General features: G+C 40.7%; 17 protein-coding genes. 10 read left to right on the forward strand and 7 right to left on the reverse strand.

The window, feature by feature from the left end:
• Window positions 1–121: 121 nt before the first annotated feature.
• The 5 genes from I6J02_RS00940 (at window position 122) to I6J02_RS00960 (ending at window position 13,360) form a co-directional block, all read left to right on the forward strand.
• On the forward strand, window positions 122–9,709 hold the full coding sequence (locus I6J02_RS00940; RefSeq protein ID WP_201679988.1) for a BspA family leucine-rich repeat surface protein: 9,588 nt from the start codon (window positions 122–124) through the stop codon (window positions 9,707–9,709).
• A 33-nt stretch (window positions 9,710–9,742) separates the two neighbouring features.
• Window positions 9,743–11,086, forward strand: a complete 1,344-nt coding sequence (locus tag I6J02_RS00945; RefSeq protein ID WP_201679989.1) for an MBG domain-containing protein — start codon at window positions 9,743–9,745, stop codon at window positions 11,084–11,086.
• A gap of 106 nt (window positions 11,087–11,192) precedes the next feature.
• Complete coding sequence (locus tag I6J02_RS00950) at window positions 11,193–12,095, forward strand: PorP/SprF family type IX secretion system membrane protein (protein ID WP_201679990.1); 903 nt, start codon at window positions 11,193–11,195, stop codon at window positions 12,093–12,095.
• A 164-nt stretch (window positions 12,096–12,259) separates the two neighbouring features.
• Window positions 12,260–12,781 (forward strand): menaquinone-dependent protoporphyrinogen IX dehydrogenase, encoded by a 522-nt coding sequence (gene hemG / locus I6J02_RS00955; RefSeq protein WP_201679991.1) that lies wholly within the window; start codon window positions 12,260–12,262, stop codon window positions 12,779–12,781.
• Between the two features lie 150 nt (window positions 12,782–12,931).
• A complete protein-coding gene (locus I6J02_RS00960) occupies window positions 12,932–13,360 on the forward strand; it encodes an SRPBCC domain-containing protein (RefSeq protein ID WP_201679992.1) in 429 nt (142 codons plus the stop codon).
• 107 nt (window positions 13,361–13,467) lie between these two features.
• Here I6J02_RS00960 and I6J02_RS00965 read toward each other — a convergent pair whose 3' ends face one another.
• The gene (locus I6J02_RS00965) at window positions 13,468–14,112 is read right to left on the reverse strand and encodes a hypothetical protein (RefSeq protein ID WP_236582243.1); all 645 of its coding nucleotides are present in this window, start codon (window positions 14,110–14,112) and stop codon (window positions 13,468–13,470) included.
• Window positions 14,096–14,599: an RNA polymerase sigma factor gene (locus I6J02_RS00970; RefSeq protein WP_201679993.1), complete on the reverse strand. Its 504-nt coding sequence runs from the start codon at window positions 14,597–14,599 to the stop codon at window positions 14,096–14,098. The genes I6J02_RS00965 and I6J02_RS00970 overlap by 17 nt, the downstream gene beginning before the upstream one ends.
• Before the next feature lie 157 nt (window positions 14,600–14,756).
• On the opposite strand from I6J02_RS00970, the gene I6J02_RS00975 reads away from it, so the two are divergent.
• The 3 genes from I6J02_RS00975 (at window position 14,757) to I6J02_RS00985 (ending at window position 15,958) form a co-directional block, all read left to right on the forward strand.
• The gene (locus tag I6J02_RS00975) at window positions 14,757–15,200 is read left to right on the forward strand and encodes an acyl-CoA thioesterase (RefSeq protein WP_201679994.1); all 444 of its coding nucleotides are present in this window, start codon (window positions 14,757–14,759) and stop codon (window positions 15,198–15,200) included.
• Between the two features lie 108 nt (window positions 15,201–15,308).
• Window positions 15,309–15,668, forward strand: coding sequence for a DUF2085 domain-containing protein (locus I6J02_RS00980; RefSeq protein WP_201679995.1), 360 nt, complete (start codon window positions 15,309–15,311; stop codon window positions 15,666–15,668).
• 2 nt (window positions 15,669–15,670) lie between these two features.
• Window positions 15,671–15,958 (forward strand): hypothetical protein, encoded by a 288-nt coding sequence (locus I6J02_RS00985; protein ID WP_201679996.1) that lies wholly within the window; start codon window positions 15,671–15,673, stop codon window positions 15,956–15,958.
• Between the two features lie 122 nt (window positions 15,959–16,080).
• Here the strand turns inward: I6J02_RS00985 and I6J02_RS00990 are convergent, their stop codons facing one another.
• Together I6J02_RS00990 and I6J02_RS00995 are read right to left on the reverse strand one after the other, a co-directional pair.
• A complete protein-coding gene (locus I6J02_RS00990; protein ID WP_201679997.1) occupies window positions 16,081–16,524 on the reverse strand; it encodes an Hsp20/alpha crystallin family protein in 444 nt (147 codons plus the stop codon).
• 413 nt (window positions 16,525–16,937) lie between these two features.
• Window positions 16,938–17,303 carry a dihydroneopterin aldolase gene (locus I6J02_RS00995; protein WP_201679998.1) on the reverse strand — a complete coding sequence of 122 codons (366 nt, stop codon included), beginning with the start codon at window positions 17,301–17,303 and terminating at the stop codon, window positions 16,938–16,940.
• A gap of 83 nt (window positions 17,304–17,386) precedes the next feature.
• Between I6J02_RS00995 and I6J02_RS01000 the strand changes: the two genes are divergently transcribed.
• Window positions 17,387–18,127, forward strand: a complete 741-nt coding sequence (locus I6J02_RS01000; RefSeq protein ID WP_201679999.1) for a DUF1080 domain-containing protein — start codon at window positions 17,387–17,389, stop codon at window positions 18,125–18,127.
• A 78-nt stretch (window positions 18,128–18,205) separates the two neighbouring features.
• Window positions 18,206–20,383 carry a S9 family peptidase gene (locus tag I6J02_RS01005; protein ID WP_201680000.1) on the forward strand — a complete coding sequence of 726 codons (2,178 nt, stop codon included), beginning with the start codon at window positions 18,206–18,208 and terminating at the stop codon, window positions 20,381–20,383.
• Between the two features lie 876 nt (window positions 20,384–21,259).
• Here I6J02_RS01005 and I6J02_RS01010 read toward each other — a convergent pair.
• The 3 genes from I6J02_RS01010 to asnB all read right to left on the reverse strand — a co-directional run bounded on the left by I6J02_RS01010 (window position 21,260) and on the right by asnB (window position 25,696).
• Window positions 21,260–22,231 carry a polysaccharide deacetylase family protein gene (locus tag I6J02_RS01010; protein WP_201680001.1) on the reverse strand — a complete coding sequence of 324 codons (972 nt, stop codon included), beginning with the start codon at window positions 22,229–22,231 and terminating at the stop codon, window positions 21,260–21,262.
• 39 nt (window positions 22,232–22,270) lie between these two features.
• Window positions 22,271–23,836, reverse strand: a complete 1,566-nt coding sequence (locus I6J02_RS01015; protein ID WP_201680002.1) for a M20/M25/M40 family metallo-hydrolase — start codon at window positions 23,834–23,836, stop codon at window positions 22,271–22,273.
• A 168-nt stretch (window positions 23,837–24,004) separates the two neighbouring features.
• Window positions 24,005–25,696, reverse strand: coding sequence for an asparagine synthase B (asnB, locus tag I6J02_RS01020; protein WP_201680003.1), 1,692 nt, complete (start codon window positions 25,694–25,696; stop codon window positions 24,005–24,007).
• Between the last annotated feature and the right edge of the window lie 21 nt (window positions 25,697–25,717).

Consider the following 25,717-nt stretch of genomic DNA (forward strand, 5'->3'; position numbering starts at 1 on the left):
TGGAACACCTCTAACATTAATTAACGCAGACATACAGACCAAAACCACAAGTTTTCCTGCAACACAAGGTAGAACGCAAACCCTGGCCGGTGGAACGGAGAATTTTATTACCGTTTGGGATATGAGCAAATCTTCCGGAAGCCCAAGTACTTCAACCAGCCTGCGTTTTGGGATTACTACCTGGCAGAATAAACCGGTCAGTTATACCTGGACAGCATCGGATGGCAGTAGTGACAGTGGAACATTGGCAACAGATAACTCAGCCTTGATTACAGGTCTGCCCTCCGGCGAAATCATCACATTAAGCATCGATTCTGAAATAGAGGCCATTTCTATTGCTGCCAACAGAGGCAATGACATACGACGTCTTGTCGACATTACCCAATGGGGTGATGCAACCTGGACCACAATGGAAAATGCCTTTAACGATTGTGTCAATCTCAACGTTACCGCTACTGACACGCCTGATTTGAGCGCAGTAACTTCTATGCGAAATATGTTTAGAAACTGTCAATCGCTGACCGGTCCTGCGAACATTGGTAGTTGGAATACAACAAGTGTCCGTAATATGCAGGGCATGTTTGAAGTTGCCCTTGCTTTTAATCAGGATATTAGCAGCTGGAATACGGCAAACGTGACCAATATGAGTTATATGTTTGGTCTTGCCAGATCATTCAATCAAAATATAAGCAATTGGAATACGACAAACGTGACCAATATGGAGTCAATGTTTCAGGATGCCCGCACATTCAATCAAAACATAGGAAACTGGAATACACAAAATGTTACCGATATGAGCGGAATGTTTGCTAATGCATTGATTTTCAATAAAGATATCAGCAATTGGCGTACATCAAATGTAACCAATATGAGCTACATGTTTAGAAATGCAGAAGCCTTTAACCAAAACATCAGCAGTTGGGATACACATAAAGTGACAGATATGAGTGGAATGTTTTGTTATAGCACAGCATTTAATCAACCCATTGGCAACTGGAATACTGCTGCAGTAACTAATATGTATATTATGTTTGCCGGTGCCAAAAATTTTAATCAGGATATTGGCAATTGGAATACCTCATCTGTAACCAACATGCTGGGGACGTTTGACTCAGCAACATCTTTTAACAAACCTATAGGTAATTGGAATACTGCAGCAGTCACCAATATGCATGGCATGTTTAATCTTGCCAGGTCTTTTAATCAGGATATAAGCCGTTGGGATGTTTCCTCAGTAATCCGTTTAGGTTATATGTTTACAGAAGCCTCTGCTTTTAATCAGAATATAGGCAATTGGCAGTTAAATCCAAATGTGGATATGACTGAAATGTTAATCAATTCAGGAATGAATTGTATAAATTATTCATCTACACTAAACGGATGGGCAAACAATACAAACACTCCTTCTGGACGTAATTTGGGAGCACAGGGCAGACAATACGGTACCAATGCCGAAGCAGCCCGAATACGACTGACTACAACCAAAGGTTGGACCATTACCGGAGACAGACAAAGCGGACAAAGCTGTGGACTATCACAAACCCTTACAGCTACCGATATAGTCAAAACCTACGGCGATGCGTCTTTTATACCTAATGCAACAGCAAGTTCAGGTCTTGAGGTAAGCTATTTATCAGCAGACAACAGCATTGCAGAAGCCTTTCAGGACAGCGCAGACGGTAACAAATGGAAACTGAAAATCAACAAAGCAGGACAAGTCAACATTACGGCAAAACAAGCCGGAGATGCGACTAACGATCCGGCTACAGATGTAATTTTCAAGTTGACCATTGGTAAAGCACCATTAATCGTCACAGCCAATGCTCTATCCAAAGAATACGGCACGGCAGACCCTGTATTGACTTATACTGCAACTGGATTTGTAAACAGTGATGATCAGACAGTGCTTAACGGTTTATTAACGAGAACCACAGGAGAAACTATAGGAACGTATGCCATTGGACAAGGAACATTAAGTAATGATAATTACAGCATAGCCTATACAGGAGCAGACTTTACCATTACTGCTGCAAAAAGAGATTTTGTCACCGTATGGTCTGAATTTGGTAGTACTGCTATCAGGTTTTACATCAATACCTCTACAGGTGGATCAATAGACTATTTCTGGAGAGCATCAGGAGGCAGTACTGGTAGCGGGACAATTCCGGCAGACAGTAAGAATGTTGTCATTAGTGGTTTACCGGCAAACGAGAAAATTACCTTAAACCTTAAACCAGACAACCTCAAGGCCTTTTCCATTTCTGGAGGAGATAATATGCGTCTTATTGATGTTGCACAGTGGGGTACCGCAACCTGGAGTACAATGTACGCTGCATTTAAAACTGCTCAAAATCTCAATATCACAGCTACCGATATACCAGATTTCAGCGAAGTTACCGATATGAGCTGGATGTTTGAAGGATGTATCTCACTAAACGGCCCTGCTAATATAGGCAGTTGGAATATGTCGAATGTGATTGGAATGTCCTATATGTTCTACGGAGCAAAAATCTTCAATCAAAACATCGGCACCTGGAATATAGCAAACGTAAACAATATGCAAGCTATGTTTTTAGGCGCAACAAAATTTAATCAGGACATCAGTAGTTGGAACACCTCAAAGTTAGTCATGATGGATTTTATGTTTCAGGATGCAACAGAATTCAATCAGGACATCAGCAATTGGAATCTCAGCCAGGCCCACAATATGGGCGCTATGTTTAGGAATGCGACCTCTTTTAACCAGGATATCAGCAACTGGAATACAGCAAATGTAGGTTCTATGACTATGATGTTTGAGAATGCAACATCCTTTAATCAGAACATCAGCGGATGGAATACGCAAAGGGTATACGCTATGAGATCGATGTTCAACGGAGCAAGTGCGTTCAACCAAAATCTTGGCGCCTGGCAGCTTAAACCTGACGTCAATATGGCCAATATGCTGGACAATTCCGGATTGGATTGCCAGAACTACTCGTTTACACTAAACGGTTGGGCAAACAATCCCAATACACCTTCAGGACGTAATCTGGGAGCAGCCGGAAAAACATACGGTACTAATGCCGAAGCAACAAGAATATTGCTTACCAATAGTAAAGGATGGACCATTACCGGAGACATGGCGGGTACACAAAGCTGTGGACTATCACAAACCCTTACAGCTACCGATATGGTCAAAACCTACGGCGATGCGTCTTTTATACCTAATGCAACAGCAAGTTCAGGTCTTGAGGTAAGCTATTTATCAGCAGACAACAGCATTGCAGAAGCCTTTCAGGACAGCGCAGACGGTAACAAATGGAAACTGAAAATCAACAAAGCAGGACAAGTCAACATTACGGCAAAACAAGCCGGAGATGCGACTAACGATCCGGCATCGGATGTCATCTTTAAGCTCACCATTGGTAAAGCACCATTAACCATTACAGCCAATGCCCTGTCCAAAGAATACGGCACGGCAGACCCTGTATTGACTTATACTGCAACTGGATTTGTAAACAGTGATGATCAGACAGTGCTTAACGGTTTATTAACGAGAACCACAGGAGAAACTATAGGAACGTATGCCATTGGACAAGGAACATTAAGTAATGATAATTACAGCATAGCCTATACAGGAGCAGACTTTACCATTACTGCTGCAAAAAGAGATTTTGTCACCAAATGGGACATGAGCAAGTCTGGTAGTGGTAATAACAAGTTAGAATTCTATATAAATACTTCCGGTTCTCTGGTACCTTATACCTGGACGTCATCAGGTGGTAGTAGTGGTAGTGGTACCGTAACAGCCGCCGCCTCCATAACCGGATTACCGGCAGGCGAGATCATCACACTGCGTATAGATCCAACGTATCTCAAAGCGTTTAGCATGGCAATTTCATTATCCAGTCCCAGTGCTAATAGCCTTCCTGATGCAATACGACTTATAGAAGTAGTGCAGTGGGGTACTAGCAAACTGGAAACCACGAAACGTGCTTTTTCAGGCTGTGAAAATCTCAACATCACGGCGACCGACCAGCCCGATCTCAGCAGCGTGACCGATATGAGTGAGATGTTTACTGGATGTAAAACCCTGAACGGCCCTGCAAATATTGGCAATTGGAATACCACAAACGTAACCAATATGAGGAGCATGTTTAACATAGCGTCTGCCTTTAACCAGGACATTGGAGGTTGGAATACGGCAAACGTAACCAATATGTCGAATATGTTTCACAGAGCTGATGCTTTTAATCAAAACATAGGAGGTTGGAATACAGAAAAGGTAACCAATATGAATGGCACGTTTAGAAGTGCATCTGCCTTTAACCAGGACATTGGAGGCTGGAATACAGAAAAAGTAACCGATATGAGTTATATGTTCAGTGATACTAAAGTATTTAACCAAAACATCAGCAACTGGAATACGGCAAATGTAACCAATATGTCAAATATGTTTCAGAGAGCGATGGCTTTTGACCAGAATATTAGCAGCTGGAATACGGAAAAAGTGACCAATATGATGAATATGTTCAGTAGTGCCAAAGTATTTAACCAACCTATTGGAAGCTGGAATACCGGAAATGTAACCAACATGAGTGCTATGTTCTTCGGTGCATCTGCTTTTAACCAGCCCATTAGCAACTGGAATACGGCAAAGGTGACCAATATGAGTTATATGTTCTATCTGACCAAAGTATTTAACCAGCCTATCGGAAACTGGGATACCGGAAACGTAACAGACATGAGTTTTATGTTCTACGATGCCGCTGCTTTTAACCAGCCCATTAGCAACTGGAATACGGCGAAGGTAACCACCATGTATAGGATGTTTTTCCTAGCTCCCGTTTTTAATCAGGATATTAATAACTGGAATACAGCAAATGTAACTTCCATGTCCGAGATGTTTACTAATGCAACTTCTTTCAACCGGGATATAAGCAGTTGGAATACAGCAAATGTAACTTCCATGTCTGAGATGTTTACTAATGCAACTTCTTTCAACCGGGATATAAGCAGTTGGAATACAGGCAAGGTAACTGATATGCGTTCCATGTTTAACGGAGCGGGCGTATTCAACCAAAACCTCGGTAAATGGCAGCTCAACCCTGCAGTTAATATGACCAATATGCTGGACAATTCCGGATTGGATTGCCAAAACTATTCGTTTACACTACAAGGTTGGGCAAACAACCCCAATACGCCTTCAGGACGTAATCTGGGAGCGTCCCTCAAAGAATATGGTACTAATGCCGCAACGGCAAGAACATTGCTTACCACTTCCAAAGGCTGGACCATTACCGGAGACAGTCCAAGCGGACAAAGCTGTGGACTACCACAGACCATTACGGCAAATGATATAGTCAAAATCTACGGAGATGCGCCTTTTGGGCCTGACGCAACAGCAAGTTCAGGTCTTGAGGTAAGCTATGTCTCCGCTGACAACAGCATAGCCGAAGCTTTTCAGGATGCAACAGATGGCAATAAATGGAAAATCAAAATCAACAAAGCAGGACTAGTTAATATCACGGCAAAACAAGTCGGAGATGCGACTTATAATCCGGCATCGGATGTCATCTTTAAACTGACCATCAACAAGGCAAAACTTACTGTTACTGCCAATGCCCAATCAAAAGAATACGGCACAGCAGACCCTGTATTGACTTATACCGCTACAGGATTTGTAAACGGTGATGACCAGAAAGTGCTTAATGGTTTATTAAAGAGAACAACAGGCGAAGCTGTAGGAACTTATGTCATTGAACAGGGAACAGTAAGTAATGACAATTACACCATTGCCTATACAGGAGCAGACTTTACTATTACTGATACAACGGGAGATTTTGTTACCGTTTGGGATATGAGTAAACCTGGTTCCGGCACTAATACAATCAAATTTTATCCAACCACATCTCCGGGCGGGTCAATAGACTATTTTTGGATGGCATCAGGAGGCAGTACAGGCGGCGGAACAATTGCAGCAGGCACTTTCGAAGTTGCTATTTCAAACTTGCCGGCAAACGAAATTGTCACCCTTAACCTAAAGCCTGCGCATCTCAAAGCTATTAAAATCAGGGACCTGCAACTGAACCCTGAGCGATTAAAATTAATTGATATAAGCCAATGGGGTACGGCACAATGGAGTACAATGAGATATGCATTTCTCGACTGTCATAATCTAAATATTACCGCAACAGATGTACCCGATTTCAGCAACGTTGTCGATATGTCCCGTATGTTTCAATCATGTTCCTCACTCAATGGTCCTGTCAATATAGGTAGCTGGAACACAGTGAATGTTACGGATATGTTCTATCTGTTTAATGAAGCAACCATTTTTAACCAAGATGTAGGCGGCTGGAATACAGCGAAGGTCACTAATATGAGCGGCATGTTTCAAGGTGCCAGAGCATTCAATCAAAATGTAGGCAGCTGGAATACCGCTAATGTAACCGATATGTCCACTATGTTTAACAATGCCCGCGCCTTTAACCAAAACATCAGCAACTGGAATACGGAAAATGTAACCGATATGGCAGCAATGTTTGATTCTGCAAGCCTTTTTAATCAGGATATAGGCAACTGGAATACAGCTAATGTAACTAGCATGTACAGCATGTTTGAGGAAGCAAAAGTCTTTAATCAAGATATAGGCAACTGGAATACAGCTAATGTGACCAATATGAACAGCATGTTTTCCAATGCACGGGCTTTTAACCAGAATATAGGCAGCTGGAATACAGCAAAGGTCACCGATATGAGTTTTATGTTTTCCAATGCACAGGCTTTTAACCAGAATATCAGCGGATGGAATACGCAAAATGTAACTAATATGAGTTTTATGTTTAGCGATGCCTGGGAATTCAATCAAAACATTGGCAGTTGGAACATCCAAAATGTAATCAATATGAGCTGGATGTTTCGCAATAGTTCTATGTTCAATCAGGATATCAATAACTGGGACACCCACAATGTAACTGATATGCGTTACATGTTTAACGGAGCGGCTATATTCAACCAAAATCTTGGCAAATGGAAACTAAATGCTGCTGTAAATATGGCCAATATGTTCGATAATTCCGCATTAGATTGCCAGAACTACTCCCTGACCCTTGTGGGCTGGGCAAATAATGCAAACACACCTTCAGGGCGTAATCTGGGAGCACAGGGCATACAATACGGTACCAATGCCGAAGCAGCAAGAACATTGCTTACTGGCACCAAAGGATGGACCATTACCGGAGACAGTCCAAGCGGACAAAGCTGTGGACTACCACAGACCATTACGGCAAATGATATAGTCAAAACCTACGGAGATACGCCCTTTATACCCAATGTAACAGCAAGTTCAGGTCTTGAGGTAAGTTATGTCTCTGCTGACAAAAGCATAGCAGAAGCTTTTCAGGATGCAACAGATGGTAATAAATGGAAAATCAGAATCAACAAAGCAGGACAAGTCAATATTACAGCCAAACAAGCCGGAGATGCAACATATGACCCGGCAATGGACGTTATCTTTAAACTGACCATCAATAAGGCAGACTTAACCGTCACAGCCAATGCCTTATCAAAAGTATATGGAACCGCAGATCCGTTATTGACCTATACTGCTACAGGATTTGTATATACTAATGACCAAACGGTACTGACAGGCACATTGTCAAGAGCAACAGGCGAAGCAGTGGGAACTTATCCGATCAATCAGGGAACATTAAATGCTGAAAATTATAACATTACCTACAACAGCGCGGATTTTATCATTACCAAAGCAACGCTAAACATCGTTGCTGATGCCAAATCCAAAGTCTATGGTACTACTGATCCGGTATTAACCTATACTGTAACCGGATTCCAAAACGGAGATGATCAATCTATTATCACAGGAGCATTGACCAGAACAGCAGGTGAAGATGTAGGAAAATATGCGATTCAACAAGGAAAGTTGGGAATAAGTAACAACTATGATATTGCTTATACAGGTGCTGATTTCACAATTACTAAAGCAACGCTGAATATTATTGCCGATGCTAAAACCAAACGATACGGTACCGCCGATCCTGCACTCACCTACACCGTAACCGGTTTTGAAAACGGGGATGACCAATCCATTATCACAGGCTCATTGACCAGAACAGCAGGTGAAGATGTAGGTAATTATGCGATTCAACAAGGAACGTTGTCAACAACAGCGGACTATGACATCGTGTACACCGGTGCTGACCTGACCATAACAAAAGCAACACTGAATATCACAGCAGATGCCAAAACCAAACGATACGGTACTGCAGATCCTACACTCACCTACACCATAACCGGTTTTGAAAACGGGGATGACCAATCCATTATCACAGGCTCATTGACCAGAACAGCAGGTGAAGATGTAGGGAAATATGCGATTCAACAAGGAACGTTGTCAACAACAGCGGACTATGACATCGTGTACACCGGTGCTGACCTGACCATAACAAAAGCAACACTGAATATCATTGCAGATGCTAAAACCAAACGATACGGCACCGCCGATCCTGCACTTACCTACACCGTAACCGGTTTTGAAAACGGGGATGACCAATCCATTATCACAGGCTCATTGACCAGAACAGCAGGTGAAGATGTAGGTAATTATGCGATTCAACAAGGAGCGTTGGGAATAAGTAACAACTATGATATTGCTTATACAGGTGCTGATTTCACAATTACTAAAGCAACGCTGAATATCATTGCAGATGCTAAAACCAAACGATACGGTACCGCGGATCCTGCACTCACCTACACCGTAACCGGTTTTGAAAACGGGGATGACCAATCCATTATCACAGGCTCATTGACCAGAATAGCAGGTGAAGATGTAGGTAATTATGTGATTCAACAAGGAACGTTGTCAACAACAGCGGACTATGACATCGTGTACACCGGTGCTGACCTGACCATAACAAAAGCAACACTGAATATCATTGCAGATGCTAAAACCAAACGATACGGTACTGCAGATCCTGCACTCACCTACACCATAACCGGATTGGAGAATGGTGATGATATGAGCATTGTCACAGGCTCATTAACCAGAACAGCAGGTGAAGCCGTAGGTACATATACAATTCAACAAGGTACGTTGTCAACAACAGCGGACTATGACATCGTGTACACCGATGCTGACCTGACCATAACAAAAGCAACGCTGAACATCATTGCAAATGCTAAAACCAAACGATATGGTACTGCAGATCCTGCACTCACCTACACCGTAACCGGATTGGAGAATGGTGATGATCAATCTATTATCACAGGAGCATTGACCAGAACAGCAGGTGAAGATGTCGGTACATATACAATTCAACAAGGAACGTTGTCAACAACAGCGGACTATGACATCGTGTACACCGGTGCTGACCTGACCATAACAAAAGCAACACTGAATATCACAGCAGATGCCAAAACCAAACGATACGGTACTGCAGATCCTACACTCACCTACACCATAACCGGTTTTGAAAACGGGGATGACCAATCCATTATCACAGGCTCATTGACCAGAATAGCAGGTGAAGATGTAGGGAAATATGTGATTCAACAAGGAACGTTGTCAACAACAGCGGACTATGACATCGTGTACACCGGTGCTGACCTGACCATAACAAAAGCAACACTGAATATCATTGCAGATGCTAAAACCAAACGATACGGTACTGCAGATCCTGCACTCACCTACACCGTAACCGGTTTTTAAAACGGGGATGGCCAATCCATTATTACAGGCTCATTGACAAGAACGGCAGGTGAAGCTGCAGGTACTTATGCCATCACAGAAGGAACTTTAGCAACAACAGTAAATTATAATATTAGTTACACCAGTGCGGATTTCACCATTACCAAAGGGATATTAACTATTGTTGCTGATGCTATAACAAAAGTATATGGTACAGCCAGTCCGGTACTGACCTATACTGTAACCGGATTCGAAAACGGGGATGATTTAAGTATTATTACTGGTGCATTGACCAGAACAGCAGGCGAAGATGTCGGTACTTATGCTATTAAGCAGGGAACTTTAAATGGAAAAGGCTATGACATTACTTATAAAGAAGCTCCTTTTACCATTACCAAAGCAACCTTAAACATCGTTGCAGACAATAAAACAAAATTCTATGGAACAACTGATCCTGCCCTCACCTATATTGTAACCGGATTTGTAAACGGTGATGATCAATCCATTATCACTGGTACACTGACCCGGACAGCAGGTGAAGATGTAGGTACTTATGCAATTGATCAGGGAACTTTGAACGCAGGTGAAAATTATAACATCGATTTTACTAAAGCGGATCTTATCATAGGTAAAATGACGCTATTTAATATTTCTCTTCATGATGAAACCTTCACCTATGATGGATCAGCAAAATCCATACAGATAACGGGCACACTTCCAGCTGGAGTCAGAGTTAGCTATACCGGCAATACACAGACCGCTGCAGGTCGTTATACTGTCACAGCCAATATAGACGGTGGGGAAAACTATAATAGTTTTTCACAACAAGCTACATTGAATATTAATAAGGCAAAACAGGTTATTACGTTCAATGAAATCTCTCCTGTTTACCGGAATGCCGGCACATTAACGTTGGATATCAGCAGCAACAGTCCGCTTCCTATACAAATCTACAGTGACAATACACTAGTCGCTGAAGTAACAGGTCGCCGGGAAGTAACAGTAAAAGGTGTAGGTGTTGCACTTATCAGGGCAGAACAGTCTGGAGATAACAATTACATTGCTGCAGATCCTGTAATCCGTGAACTCAGAGTACGTAATGAAAACGGAGCAAAACTTCCTGTACGTGTGCACAAAGCAGTCTCTCCAAACGGAGATGGTATCAATGAATACCTGCGTATAGAAGGAATCAACGAATATCCCGAAAATCAGATCGTAATCTTTGATGTCAACGGCAATCTGATTCAGAAAATAAAAGGATACATTAACGGAACTAACTGTTTTGACGGAGTAAAAGAAAGCCGAAAAGTTCCGTCCGGCACTTACTTCTATGTATTGGAAGTCAAAATAGATAACAAGTGGCAACATGAAAAAGGATACTTTGTTGTCCGCTATTAGCCTTCAAAACCGGAAGAGCATACACTGTTCTTCCGGTTTTTTATTCCATCTGCATTGAAATTTCTGACTGGGAATATCTAAAAACAAAAAATCAAAAAAAAGAAATATGAAATTAAAACATATCCTAACAGTGGTAACTATATTGCTGTTTATTAATCTGTCCTCAGGACAACAATATATCGACCCTGCCCTATTCGGGAGTTTTGGAAAGGTCCTTAATCCATCAAACAATGTTTTATTAGAAAAAGGAGAAGGTGACGCTATGATGTTATACCGCTATCAATGGGTTGGATTCGAAGGCGCTCCCAAGAGCCTTTGGTTCAGTGGTAATATCGGCGTAGGAAACGCAGGAGTAATCATGGGGATCAACGCAAAACAATCTCGTATTGGGGTAGAACGCAATAGCGAAATGTCAGCCAGTTTCACCAAACGGTTACAGATCTCAGAGTCAGAGTATATCGGATTAGGAGCCAATCTGGGGTATACTCATCAGCAGGGGAACTTCAATCCTCTGGATCCAGGAGATCCTGCTTTTCAGAATGTACAATACGGAACATTATTATATGGACTTTCCGCTACATTAATATCTCCTGATCGGTACTATTTTGGATTTTCGATGCCAAAAGCAATCTTTGGAGCCAAAGATTCGCAATATGTTCGTCAGTTTGGAAAAGATAATACATTTTACCTTTCCGGCGGGTTGATAATTGCGCTGAATGAAGGATTTCAGCTTCGTCCCAATCTGCTAGTAAGTTACAGAGAGGTGACCGGCTTACTGTTTGACGCTTCAGCGATGTTCTATGTTGATACAAAGATCGGACTTGGTGCCGGTTATCGCCAGCGCGGAGATCTGATGGGTATGGCAGAGTTCAATCTGGGCAAATTACGTATAGGATACAGTTATCAGCAAAATCTGAAAAACAAAGATCTGAACAGATATATTACCAATAGCACCCATGAACTTGGAATTGCTATACGTTTTGGAAAAGATAATTTCTCCATATTGTAATTTAAAAATAATCTGATCTGTCTTCCCGTCATATTATCTTCCTTTTATTGATTAAACAGCCTACTGATAATTGATGCTTTAAAGTAATTTGTATATTTATTCACTTAGATATTAGACTTAAGTACTGACTTGCTAACACTTGTTTGGGATAATTCAAAAAATCAGTGAAGACTGCAATTATTTATTCATCAGTAGATGGGCAGACAAAAAAGATTTGTCATGCGTTAAAGAATATATTAGTACCTGCAGAGCACGTGGTAGATTTATTTCAAATTCAGGATCTGACTGAAAGTATTACAACTTATGATAAAATTGTGATCGCTTCCAGTATAAGATATGGTAAGCATAATGAGCATATAATAGATTTTATTCAGAACAATTCTCAGGTTTTGAATAATAAAAAAACAGCATTTATTTCGGTAAACCTTGTAGCACGAAAAACAGAGAAAAGCACAGCAGATACCAATCCATATGTTATCAAATTTCTTGACTCTATAACGTGGAAACCACAATTAACTGGTGTTTTTGCAGGAAGACTAAATTATAAATTATACAACTTCGGGGATCGTCTTATGATAAAGTTAATCATGCTGATAACAAAAGGTCCGATTGGCTCAAAAACTGATATAGAATATACAGACTGGAATGAAGTTACAAAATTTGGGAATAAGCTATCTGATATGTAAAGAGTCAGATAAATAATCTAACCCTTTACATATTAACAACATTTATTGCTAACTCAACTCCGGTTATAGCGTAAGAACCTAAACACATTAATTATAAATTTATTTTCATCTGCCTCAAACAAAATATCATTTTCAGGGTATTAGATAGAGATGAAGGCTAAGGTGGTTATACAAATCATTTATTCCCAATCTGTTGAGCAGATATGGAATGCGATTACAGACAAGGAAGCTATGAAAATCTGGTATTTTGATATCCCGGATTTTCAGGCAGAACCAGGATGTTCTTTTGATTTTTATGAACCGGGAGGTAAAAATGAGTTTCATCATTTTGCTGTAGTACAACAGGTAATACCTTATAAAAAACTAATGCACAGCTGGACTCATCCCAGCCATAGCAAAGGAATATCTATATTGACCTGGGAGCTGGAACAAAAAGAACAAGGTACACTGTTAACACTTACACATGAGGGACTTGAGAATTTTGCGGATGGCGGAGAGGCATTTCTTCCTGTAAATTACGAAAAAGGTTGGCATGAAATCCTCCATAAATCGCTAAAATCATATTTGAATAACATCTGAACACAATAACCTATGCAAAACTTTAATGGCGGAGATCTCGAACGGTAGCCGCCATTTACTTTTTAGAGCTACTCCTGAAAATAAAACTACAAATCTGATCCTTCAGCTCAGTCCTCCAGTTGATCCAGTATTTTTTTGATCTCCTTCAGATGCTTACCATAATAAGAATAGCTCATTATTTCGATTATAAAAATCACTAAAGCAATACTTACGATTGCGGAAAGGACAAACCATACAATAAAGTTAGTATCCTGAGTCAACGTACTACCGATATGATATAATTTATTAAACCAGAATTCAAATTTTCCGTTGGAAAGCATAATCATATACATAATAAGTGCCTGCGGTATCATGACATAGGAAGTCGTCTTATATGAATCGATCGCAAACTTAAGATCATAATACATCTTCAGCAGGTTTTCACGTGAGCTAAGCACTTCCGACTGACTGGCACTTTTGTAGAAATAAAAAAAGCGACGATAATACACCATACTCGATAAGAGCATCTGAAAAAAGATAAGGTAATATGCAAACCGGGCATATCCCTCTATCTTATAAAGTTCGATCAAAGGTACCACAAGTAAAAATAGCATGGCTACAATCCAGGTGATAAATTCATACCTCACATTTTTACGGACCTTAGCCAATACATTATCGACTGCTTTATATTGATTCAGATCTGGGTTGATCTCCACCTGTTCAGAAGACTGATCATCCCATTGTTTTTTTAATTCATCAAAATTCATATTCATATTTTTTAATGATCTGCTGTATTTTTTCTTTTGTACGATTCAGTTTCACCCTTGCATTGACTTCCGATATCCCCAGATTGTCTGCAATATCCCGGTGGCTCTGCCCTTCCAGAAATAGAAAAATCAATGCTTTCTCAACCTGATTTAACTCCTGAACAGCTTTGTAAAAAATAGCCAGCTGCTCTTCCTTTTGCTCATGATCCTGCTCATCGGCTATGTCATGGTAAGTCTCCAGAGGTATACGGTCTTGTTTGCGTTTGTCCTTTTTGAAATATACCAAGGCCGTATTAATAGCGACTTTGTACATCCAGGTTGAAAACTGACTTGCATTTTTGAAAGAATCAAAAGATTTCCAGAGTTGAAAAATAATCTCCTGAGAAAGATCGCTCCTGTCATCCGGATCATCCATATACATTCTGGCCACCTTATAGATGATGCCTTTGTTTTTTTCAATCAAAGTAAGAAATTCGGATTCTCTCTCTTTCACTTTAGGATACTTTTTAATCTTTACTGAACGATTAGTCAATTTTAATCAATTAGTAACGCAAATTGAAAAACGTTACACAGAATTAAAAAAAAAGATTATTTTTCTTTAATTTCAGGAATTAGCAAACAATACAATCATTTTTCAAGTTAGTGTAAACATGGAAAACACATTTTATGAAGGTCAGGTAATATGGGCACAGATAGATGCGAACAGACATATGCGCCATTCGGCATATGCCGACATTTGCGCTCAGGCACGTAGTAATATGCTCAAAAAAATAGGTCTGTCGCTGGATCAGTTTGCCTCAAATGGCATTGGTCCTATCCTGTTCAGAGAAGAATTGATCTATCACAGAGAAGTCAGACTGGATGAATATGTCTCTGTAAGAATAGTACTGACCAGATTTAATCTGGCCAATGCAAGATTTTCCTTCAGACATGAGGTCTATAAGGAAGATGGAACAAAAGCAGCTACTGTCAACGTAGATGGTGCATGGTTAGATATAAAAGCACGTAAACTGGTCAATATTCCTGAGGAATGGTACGTTTTTATGCAACATGTACCGAAAGCCGATGATTATGAGGAGATTGATCCGTTATAATATCTTATTTATCAAAAAAATTTATTTTTAAGGCTTAAAAAGAAAATTAATTCATTAAATTCACTGTATAATTGATTCACACTACATACATTTACAACTAAACTGAACATGAAAACCAAGCTGGAATTTACTTTTTGCCATCGCAAACCTGAGCGATCTTTTTTTTGGAAAGGCAAGCAATTTCCTGTTTGTGCACGCTGTACGGGCATCCATCTCGGTTATCTATCCACTTTTTTATTTGTATTTGGCGTAATCACCATGAATTTTTGGGTTGCGGTATTATGCATGTTACCGACAATTATTGACGGTTTGACTCAGGCCTACTGCAACAGAGAAAGTAATAATACGCTTCGCTTTATCACCGGGATTATGGCCGGCGTTGGAACAATGGCTGTCTGCGCCATTATTGGAAGAGCAATCGGAGCATTGATATTAGAAGGAATAAAATTAATCATTAAATATAATTAACCATGGAAGATCAAAACACACCAAATTTTGACCCAAATCAAGGTCAAAACCCAAATCAGTTTAACAATCCTTTTAACCAACAAAATCAGGAAGACTTGTCTACAGGATTAAAAATTCTGTCTTTTTGTATTCCTTTGTTTGGTGCCATTTATTATTTCATAAAGAAGGATGAAGCCCCTGTTCAGGCAAAATCAGCATGTAAATTTGCGATCTATGGTGTGGTAGTAGGTATTATATTGAACATTATCTCTATGGTACTTGGAGGTTTAGGTTCAGTAATGGGTGGATAGTAGAACTGGGATCCAAAAAATTAAAAAGACGGTTCAGTAAATGAACCGTCTTTTTTCATTAAAAAAGCCGCCATGCAAATTTTGCATGACGGCACTCACATAACCTAAAAAAACTAATCTTATTATTTTACTTCAATCAATCTCTTAGCAACAATTGCTTCTTCTTTCTTACCCACTCGTACAACCAAAATACCATTTTCATAAGAAGCGTCAATGTTGCTGTAATCTACAGTATCAGGTAATGTAAAGGAACGTGTAAAGGATGAATAGTTAAATTCTCTTTTACTGAATAATTTTTGTTCTGTTTCTGTCTCTGAAGTTTTTTCAGCAGAGATAGTCATCATATTTTTATCTACATTGATCTTAAAATCAGACTTCTGCAATCCCGGAGCAGCCAGTTCAATTTGAAAAGAATCTTCTGCTTCTGCAATATTCACTGCCGGAACGCGAGTCACCAATCGATCTGTAATAAAGGAATCGTTAAATAAATTATCGAAAACTGAATTTACAAATGGATTTACTGCATCTGTATTTACTGCTTTTGTAGGGAATTTTAATAATGCCATAATGTTGTCCTCCTTTTAATTTTTCTATTTGTTTTTCTACAACTTATTCAAATGCTGTACCACTTCGAAAATCAATTTAATTAACGACAAAATGTCATTTTAAACTCTCGACTTAATGACATTTTGTCGTTTAACACTTTTGATTAATGCTGAACCGTGTAAAAAAGGCACGAGCGACACGCTCGCACCAGCTCAGGTTGATAAAGTTAAATGATTATAAAAAATAACAGCATTGCCTTCGGTATCCCACTTCTCTCCTTTCTAAGGAGAGATGCCCGAAGGGCAGAGAGGTTGGAAAGTGATAGATTAATAGAGGACACGAGCGACACGCTCCCGCCAGCCACACTTGCGTCAGTTGGTGTCCTCACCAACTGAGACGCACTCGCGCCACCTGAAGATAATATTGTATCGTTTTATTTGGAATAAGAGAGTGCTATTCGGGAATTAGCCCGATCTCCGCCGAAAAGAGGATTAACCTTGGTAATCGAAACATTCACCTGCTCAACAAAATCAAATTGAGAAACTATCGTTTCAAGTATTTCCTCAACTGCGGACTCTATTAACTTTCTTTTTTGCTTCATTACCTTTGCAGCTACAGCATACAATTGTTCATAGTTCAATGTATTTGCAAGTTCATCTTCCGACTGTACTTTATAAGGATAGCTCACTTCAATATCGACTAAAAACTCGTTTCCAGTCACAATTTCCTCTGCGTAATAACCAACAGGAGCATAAAACCGGGCATCATTGATCGCAATAGTCTGTATACGTGTAGCCATGTAGCAAACCTAAAAATATTTATTCGTTTGAAAAAATATCTTTATCATTGCTCTACCAAAAATTATAAAAACAAATTATACTGATGAAAAAATATCCCGTTCTTCTCAGCATCTGTTGCTTAAGTCTCTCCTTACCGCCTGCATTTTCACAGACGCAATTCAAACCTGAAGACACAGAATACTATAATCCGAAACCAAGAATAGTTACTTCTGAAAACGGCATCCCCACAGATGCTGTAATCCTGTTCAATGGCAAAGACCTGAGTCAGTGGCAGTCTGAAAACAAACCAGGAAGCACAGCTACATGGTCTGTTGAGAACAATGTACTTACAGTAAAACCTTCATCCGGAAACATACAGACAAAAGAAAAGTTCAATGACTTCCAGCTGCATATAGAATGGCGTAGTCCGCTTACTGTTAAGGGTAAAGGTCAGGGAAGAGGAAATAGCGGAATTTTCTTACAGGGGCTGTACGAAATCCAGGTATTGGACAACAATGATAATCCGACATATGTCAACGGACAAGCCGGCAGTATTTATAAGCAACGTCCCCCCCTGGTAGAATCCCGTGTAGATGCAGGTCAGTGGCACAGCTATGATATTATATATACCGCACCCCGGTTTAATAACGACGGAATGCTGATCAGCAAAGCACGTGTAACTGTACTTCAAAATGGAATACTGGTCCAAAATAATACAGAAATTGAAGGAACGACAGAATATATAGGTCTTCCCAAACTCAAGGCACACGGAGCAGGACCTATCGTGCTGCAAGATCATGGTGATCTCGTGAGCTATCGTAATATATGGATACGCAACTTATAATAGTTGTTGCAACAATTCTATACAACTTTAGGTTTTTATTTCCTTAATCTATAATTTTACCTTCCATAACACATATCAATGAGAAGAATTGCATTATTATTTCTTTTGGCCGGCAGCACTGCGGTATATGGCCAAAGGAATTTAAATTTAGAAGAAACAGTCTTTGGTCCACGTACCTATGCACCTGCATCTATAGTAAGTCCCCGTTGGATTCCCAACACAAACAGCATTACATACCTCGATCCTACCTACCAGAATCTGATCAGCAAAAGTGCGTCCGACAACTGGAAAGAGCAGGTATTATTACCCAAATCTGATCTGGAGCAAGCACTTAAAAGCAAGCTTCCAAACGAAACAATAGCGCTGAGAATGTTTCCCTATAATTATAGCTGGCTGGATGAAAATACTTTATCTCTGGAAGTAGACGGTAAAGAAAAATCGTACAGTCTGACGTATAATATCAAATCCAAAAGCATCGATAAGCTGATCGGGAGTGATGCGAAAGGGAATAATAAGGAGCTTACAGCTGATCGCTCGAAAGTGGCTTACCTGATTGACAACAACATTGTCATCTCGGATGCTGCCGGAAAGGTAACAGAAGTAACCAACGATAAGGATGCCGGCATTGTGAACGGAAGTGACTACACCCATCGTCAGGAATTTGGCATCAATAAAGGGATGTGGTGGAGTCCTGACAACACCAGCCTGCTGTATTATCGGAAAGATGAGACAATGGTCAGCAAGTATCCGCTTGTACAATGGAGTCCACGCGTAGCTGAAGCTAAAGAAATACGCTATCCGATGGCTGGTATGAAGTCTGAGGAAGTAACGCTGATTATTTATAATAGCGCTACTGGTACGAAAACCAACTTACAAACAGGCGAGCCTAAAGAACAGTACCTCACTGCGGTGACATGGGATCCCGGCAATGAATACGTATATGTCGGAGTATTAAACCGCGAACAAAATCATTTAAAATTTAATAAGTACAATGCAAAATCCGGAGCATTTGTCAAAACACTCTTTGAAGAGACCGCAACTACATGGGTAGAACCACAGACACCTCTGACTTTTGTCCCCAACAACCCTAAATTATTTCTTTACCAGACAGATAAAGAAGGATACAATCAACTTTACCTGTACGATACAGAAGGTAAACTGGTTCGCAAACTGGGATACAAAGATATTATCGTAAAAGATTTACTTACTTTTTCTGCAAAAGCAGATAAGGTAACGTATACCGGCGTTACAAATAACGGACTGGACAGACAGCTCTTCGAAGTAGAACTTAAATCCGGAAAAACAATACAACTCACCAGTGAGTCAGGTACGCATACAGCTTCAGCAAACAGTAACAGCAGCTACGTCCTTGATCAGTACAGCAACCTGACTACCCCTAATATCATTCAGATCAAAGAAGTAAAATCAGGAAAAAACAGCAATCTGATTAAGGCTGAAAATCCGTTTACAGGTAAAATTAATAATCCAAAAATCGAGTTTGTGCAACTCACCACTGCAGATGGAAACACTCCGCTGACAGGTCGTATTATTTATCCTGAGAATTTTGATCCAGCTAAAAAATACCCTGTAATGTACTATTTATACGGAGGCTCGCACTCACAGCTGGTCAGTAACAAATGGTTAGGCGGTGCCGGGTATTTTGATATGTACATGGCACAACAGGGCTACATCGTATTTACGATGGATAACCGCGGAACTGATGCGCGGGGACGGGCATTTTCCACAGCAACACACCGTCAACTGGGACAGGCAGAGATGGCTGATCAGATGAAAGGTATCGAATTTTTAAAATCAAAACCTTTCGTAGATCAGGAACGTATGGGTATTTTCGGATGGAGTTTCGGTGGTTTTATGACCACTTCGTTTATGCTGCATCACAATGATATCTTCAAAGCCGCTGTTGCCGGAGGACCGGTAATAGACTGGAAATATTATGAGGTTATGTACGGCGAGCGTTACATGGATACTCCTCAGGAAAACCCGGAAGGTTACAAATTAACGTCTTTGCTTAACAAAGCAGACCAGCTAAAAGGTGATCTGCTGATTATTCATGGCGCACAGGACCCTGTAGTTGTACAGCAAAACAGTATGCAGTTTATAGAAGCATGTATTAAAGCAGGGAAGCAGGTTGATTATTTCCTTTACCCTACTCATGAACACAATGTTTCCGGCAAGGACCGTATCCATATGTACGAAAAAATTGCCCGGTACTTTGATCTGCATCTTAAAAAATAGAACGCAGTCTTACTGATAAAAAGGAAGGGACTGTCCAAAATGATTGGATAGTCCCTTTTTTATGCGATTTTGTACGTAACCCTCTACAGCATCATTTCAGATATGCAATTCTCAAAGGATTTGACCTAACTTTTTAGACACCCTATTTTTATTATTTGACAAACCAATTCCCTCTCATTTTTAAGGAGAGGGTTAGGGTGAGGTTTTGCAGTTTTATAATTAACCTCTCTGCCCTTCGGGCATCTCTCCTTTAGAAGGAGAGAGAAGTTATAACAATGCCACTACAATAGAATTGAGGCTGTCCAACAAGGTTGGATAACCCCATTTTTATGCGATTTATAAGCACCTCCCTACAGCATCATTTCAGATATGCAATTCTCAAAGGATTTGACCTAACTTTTTAGACACCCTATTTTTATTATTCCACAAACCAATTCCCTCTCATTTTTAAGGAGAGGGTTAGGGTGAGGTTTTGCAGTTTTATAATTAACCTCTCTGCCCTTCGGGCATCTCTCCTTCTAAAGGAGAGAGAAGTTATAACAATGCCACTACAATAGAATTGAGGCTGTCCAACAAGGTTGGATAACCCCATTTTTATGCGATTTATAAGCACCTCCCTACAGCATCATTTCAGATATCCAATTCTCAAAGGATTTGACCTAACTTTTTAGACACCCTATTTTTATTATTTGACAAACCAATTCCCTCTCATTTTTAAGGAGAGGGTTAGGGTGAGGTTTTGCAGTTTTATAATTAACCTCTCTGCCCTTCGGGCATCTCTCCTTCTAAAGGAGAGAGAAGTTATAACAATGCCACTACAATAGAATTGAGGCTGTCCAACAAGGTTGGATAACCCCATTTTTATATGATTTATCACTATTCATGCTCCAGACCTTCGCTAAGATTATACAAAGTCCAGTGTCCGGAACGGATAGCTGGATTTTCCTGTTGCAGTAACTTAATAAAATCTTTGACACCAAGCTCTTCATTACCATTACCATGTATCAGCACAATACTGCCAGCTACGGGATGCTGTCCCTTGGCCAGCCATGCATCTGAACCTACCGCAATAAGACCATAGCTCAATAATGTATCTATCACAGCCTTATCCGAAACCAATCCCGGACATCTGAAAAATACAGACGGAAGTATCCCGTTCCGAAGCATAAGCTTTTCATTTTCCAGAACTTCCACATCCATATTTGCACCCTTAGTCAACAGGAAATTGGATGTTAGCGGTTGATTGCTAAACACATGAGAATAACTATGATTAACCCATGTGATCTGCAAAGCCCCCTCTTTATCCAGGTTTTTCAGCCAGTTCAGATCCTCCTGATGTTTCAGCATCCATTTTCCTGAAACAGATATAGCGACTGGAAGACGTCTGGATTTACCTTTAAAGGCCGAGAATAAAGATTGAAAGATTATTCTGTCAAATGGCTTATGCGAAGGACAGAGATCAATAGTAAGATTGATTCCATGCTCATTAGGCATACGAAAATCCAATCCGGCATTCTGGAGATTCTGTTCCGTTCGCCGCACGAGATCAAAACTCCTGATATAGGGCATTTTATTAAATTGTGCGGAGATATCTCCAAATGTTGAACGGGTTCGTTTATATTCATCAGACAGAACCACACGTGTCTGCATTGTAAGAGGATCGACAGCTAACAAATAGGTTTTGTTATTAGCTGTAAAACTACGTATGCCTATAAGCTGACTACCCTTTTTTTCCAACAACGCCCAGTCAACCTTATAATTACGGCTACTGTCAAAGGTCTGGCCCTCCCCTTTCTGTGATAAAAAAATAAAGATCAGACATACCAGCCATAATTTTAAACTCTTCATATATCAACAGTTGGTTAAGGATTTACATCCGGGTAAAATCTAATTTCCACTCGTCCGTTTAGGATTTAATAAGGTCGGCCATTGCATCTGCTTTCCATCTGTATCTGTAGGCATAATCATTTTCTCGCGGGATACCAATTCCGGTTCTTCACATGCCAGATAAGTCAGTATAGCAACTATAACGGCATTCTGACGAACTTCATCAAATACAATCTTATCATACGTATCCCTATTGGTATGCCAGGTAAGCTTACCATAATCCCATGAAGTAGAACCTAACATAAAAGCAGGAATTCCCTTCTTGACAAAGGAAGCATGATCTGATCCGCCACTTCCCGGCAGGCCCGGAAATGTTGTTTGGATTTCATTACGGAAAGCCTCAGGTAAATACTGCAACCACCGGCCGATGTACGCATAGGACTGTGCAAATCCATTGCCGGAAATCCGGGCAATTCTGCCCGTACCGTTATCCTGATTCCAGACCACCTGTATCTTATCATGCAATTCAGGATGATCTTCTACAAACGCTGAAGAACCATTTAACCCCTGTTCCTCACTCCCCCAGTTGCCCACCAGAATCGTTCTCTTATTATCGGGATACACTTTTTTTAATATACGCACTGCCTCCATCATCGTGATGATACCCGTACCATTATCTGTTGCACCTGAAGCACCGTCCCATGAATCCAGATGTGCAGACAGCACCACATATTCTTCTGGCTTTTCTTTACCTTTTATCTCCGCTATACTATTATATGTTTTTGCGACCCCAAGCTCTTTTGCCTCTGCCTGAATTAATATCCTGGGCTTCACTCCTCTTGTCACCATCCGGTATAGCAGTCCGTAATCTTCCTGCGCAATATCCACAACCGGTATTTTCTTGGTTTTAGCATCAAAAATGCGCGTTACACCAGGCAATTCTGTCCAGTATGAATCCACTACAGCCAATGCCCCTGCTTCTTCCAGAGCAATAGCCAGCGTCCTTCGTGTACTGCCTGTAGCCTCCAGACTTGCAGCCCATTGATTCGATTGCTCTTTCTTAAGAGCTTGCATTTTATCATAAGCTGCTGCTGTAGCTGATTCTTTCCAGTTTGCATCCGAACGCCCTGTAGGCTGATTCATAGCTATCATTACGATTTTTCCTTTCACAGAAGGCAACCAGTTTGTAAATTCTGTACGTGATTTAAAAACCGGAAGCACAATCACCTCCGCTTCAATCCCCTTCCCCTTTGTTGACGGACTGAACGAAAGTTGTGTTCCTTCCAAAGCTTTGATCCTCGGATACGTCATGGTAATACTGGAAAGTCCCCGCTCCCATGAACGCCACTCTCCGTAAGGCTCATTACGTGCCAAAGCACCCATCTCTGTATATTTCCGGACAACCCAATCGTGCGCCTTTTGCATTTGCGGACTACCGACCAGTCGCGGCCCGATCATATCGATAAGTTCAAAAGCATAGTCCTCCAGTTTGGAATTTGTATTTGCTTCCTGAACAATAGCATTGACCATTTGCTTTTTGTCCTGACCGAACACACCGGTACCGGCAAACATAGCTAAAGCGACCGCAACAGGAGAAAGCCAGGTAGAATAAGAGGTTAATTTCATAAGAAATGTTAAGTGTTTTAAAATATACGGAAGTTAGCAAAAATTTACAAAAGACCAGAATACAGGACGTATTTTATACGTATTCCGGCACCCGGAAGGAAGGGACCATAAACAAAGAAAAGCCAGAAACATTCGTTTCTGGCTTTAACAGATATAAAGGTTGATTAGCTACACAGCTACTTCCGACTTGGCCTTTTCATAACTTTCGTTATGTACAGCGGCAACAGCTCTGCCGGAAGGGTCATTCAGATTCTGGAAAGAGGCATCCCATGCCAGAGCTTCAGGCGTACTGCAAGCGACAGATTTGACTGAAGGAACTGTTTTTGAAGCAGCTTCCGACGGAAAATGTGATTCAAAAATAGTGCGGTACAGGAATTCTTCTTTGTTTTTGGGTGTATTGACCGGAAAACGATCCGCAGCAGTAGCAAATTCAGCATCGGAGACTTTTTCTTCTGCCTGCGCCTTAAGCGTATCGATCCAACTATAGCCTACCCCATCTGAGAACTGCTCTTTTTGTCTCCAGGCAATACTCTCCGGAAGATAGTCTTCAAATGCCTTACGTACCACCCATTTTTCCATACGACCATCTTTAATCATTTTATCTTTAGGATTAATCGTCATGGCGACATCTATAAACTCTTTATCTAAAAATGGCACACGGCCTTCCACACCCCATGCAGCTAATGATTTATTAGCACGCAAACAATCGTACAGGTATAGTTTTTTTAGTTTACGAACCGTTTCTTCATGAAATTCCTGTGCATTCGGCGCTTTATGAAAGTACAGGTATCCTCCGAATAATTCATCCGAGCCTTCTCCGGACAACACCATTTTGATACCCATAGATTTAATAACTCTAGCCAGGAGATACATAGGTGTAGAAGCCCGGATAGTCGTCACATCATATGTTTCCAGATGATAGATAACATCTCTGATTGCATCAAGACCTTCCTGAATCGTAAAATTAATTTCGTGATGAATCGTACCAATATGATCTGCTGCTTTTTGCGCCGCAATAAGATCAGGTGCACCTTTAAGACCTACTGCAAAAGAATGTAACTGCGGATACCATGCTTCTTCCTGATCACCTGATTCAATACGTCTGGACGCGAATTTTTTAGTGACAGCTGCAATAACGGAAGAATCCAGTCCTCCTGAAAGCAGAACACCATAAGGCACATCAGACATCAGCTGACGGTGTACCGCATCTTCCAGAGCCGTACGCAATTTATCAATATCCGTATCTGCATCTTGAACTGTTTCATAAGCATCCCAATCCCGTTGATACCATCGCTGTGGTGTTAATCCATCTGCACTATACACATAATGTCCAGGAGGAAACTGGTCCATCTGTGTACAGAATCCTTCCAGTGACTTTAATTCAGAGGACACAAAAAACTGTCCCTGCTCATCCGTACCGTAGTACAAGGGGATAATCCCCATATGATCACGAGCTACCAGAAAGACATCTTTACCGGCATCGTAAAGTGCAAAGGCAAAAATACCGTTTAAATCCTCTATAAAAGAAGGTCCTTTAGCCTGATACAAGGCCAATACGACTTCTGAATCGCTGTTTGTCGAAAATTCATAATCCGGCAAGGTTGCTCTCAGTTCTTTATGGTTATAAATCTCACCGTTTACCGCCAGCACTATCTGACCGTCAGGACTGTAAAGAGGCTGACTACCTGATTTGGGATCCACAATAGCCAGACGCTCATGCGCAAGAATGGCTTTGCCGGACGTAAAAATACCGGACCAGTCCGGTCCACGGTGACGAATACGTTTTGACATTTCTAAAATCTGAGGTCTTAGCTTCTCAGATGAATCTTTTAAGTCGAATGCTCCAATAATTCCGCACATATGCTTATTTGATTTAGTTGC

The organism is Sphingobacterium spiritivorum, assembly GCF_016725325.1.
In the GTDB taxonomy this organism is placed as follows: domain Bacteria; phylum Bacteroidota; class Bacteroidia; order Sphingobacteriales; family Sphingobacteriaceae; genus Sphingobacterium.

What these genes read in the sequence shown, in the direction of transcription:
- I6J02_RS00940 (WP_201679988.1), top strand. Translation starts at nt 122, where the DNA reads ATGAGCAAATCTTCCGGAAGCCCAAGTACTTCAACCAGCCTGCGTTTT.
- I6J02_RS00950 (WP_201679990.1), top strand. Translation starts at nt 11,193, where the DNA reads ATGAAATTAAAACATATCCTAACAGTGGTAACTATATTGCTGTTTATT.
- I6J02_RS00960 (WP_201679992.1), top strand. Translation starts at nt 12,932, where the DNA reads ATGAAGGCTAAGGTGGTTATACAAATCATTTATTCCCAATCTGTTGAG.
- I6J02_RS00965 (WP_236582243.1), bottom strand. Translation starts at nt 14,112, where the DNA reads ATGAATATGAATTTTGATGAATTAAAAAAACAATGGGATGATCAGTCT.
- I6J02_RS00975 (WP_201679994.1), top strand. Translation starts at nt 14,757, where the DNA reads ATGGAAAACACATTTTATGAAGGTCAGGTAATATGGGCACAGATAGAT.
- I6J02_RS00980 (WP_201679995.1), top strand. Translation starts at nt 15,309, where the DNA reads ATGAAAACCAAGCTGGAATTTACTTTTTGCCATCGCAAACCTGAGCGA.
- I6J02_RS00985 (WP_201679996.1), top strand. Translation starts at nt 15,671, where the DNA reads ATGGAAGATCAAAACACACCAAATTTTGACCCAAATCAAGGTCAAAAC.
- I6J02_RS00990 (WP_201679997.1), bottom strand. Translation starts at nt 16,524, where the DNA reads ATGGCATTATTAAAATTCCCTACAAAAGCAGTAAATACAGATGCAGTA.
- I6J02_RS00995 (WP_201679998.1), bottom strand. Translation starts at nt 17,303, where the DNA reads ATGGCTACACGTATACAGACTATTGCGATCAATGATGCCCGGTTTTAT.
- I6J02_RS01000 (WP_201679999.1), top strand. Translation starts at nt 17,387, where the DNA reads ATGAAAAAATATCCCGTTCTTCTCAGCATCTGTTGCTTAAGTCTCTCC.
- I6J02_RS01005 (WP_201680000.1), top strand. Translation starts at nt 18,206, where the DNA reads ATGAGAAGAATTGCATTATTATTTCTTTTGGCCGGCAGCACTGCGGTA.
- I6J02_RS01010 (WP_201680001.1), bottom strand. Translation starts at nt 22,231, where the DNA reads ATGAAGAGTTTAAAATTATGGCTGGTATGTCTGATCTTTATTTTTTTA.
- I6J02_RS01015 (WP_201680002.1), bottom strand. Translation starts at nt 23,836, where the DNA reads ATGAAATTAACCTCTTATTCTACCTGGCTTTCTCCTGTTGCGGTCGCT.
- asnB (WP_201680003.1), bottom strand. Translation starts at nt 25,696, where the DNA reads ATGTGCGGAATTATTGGAGCATTCGACTTAAAAGATTCATCTGAGAAG.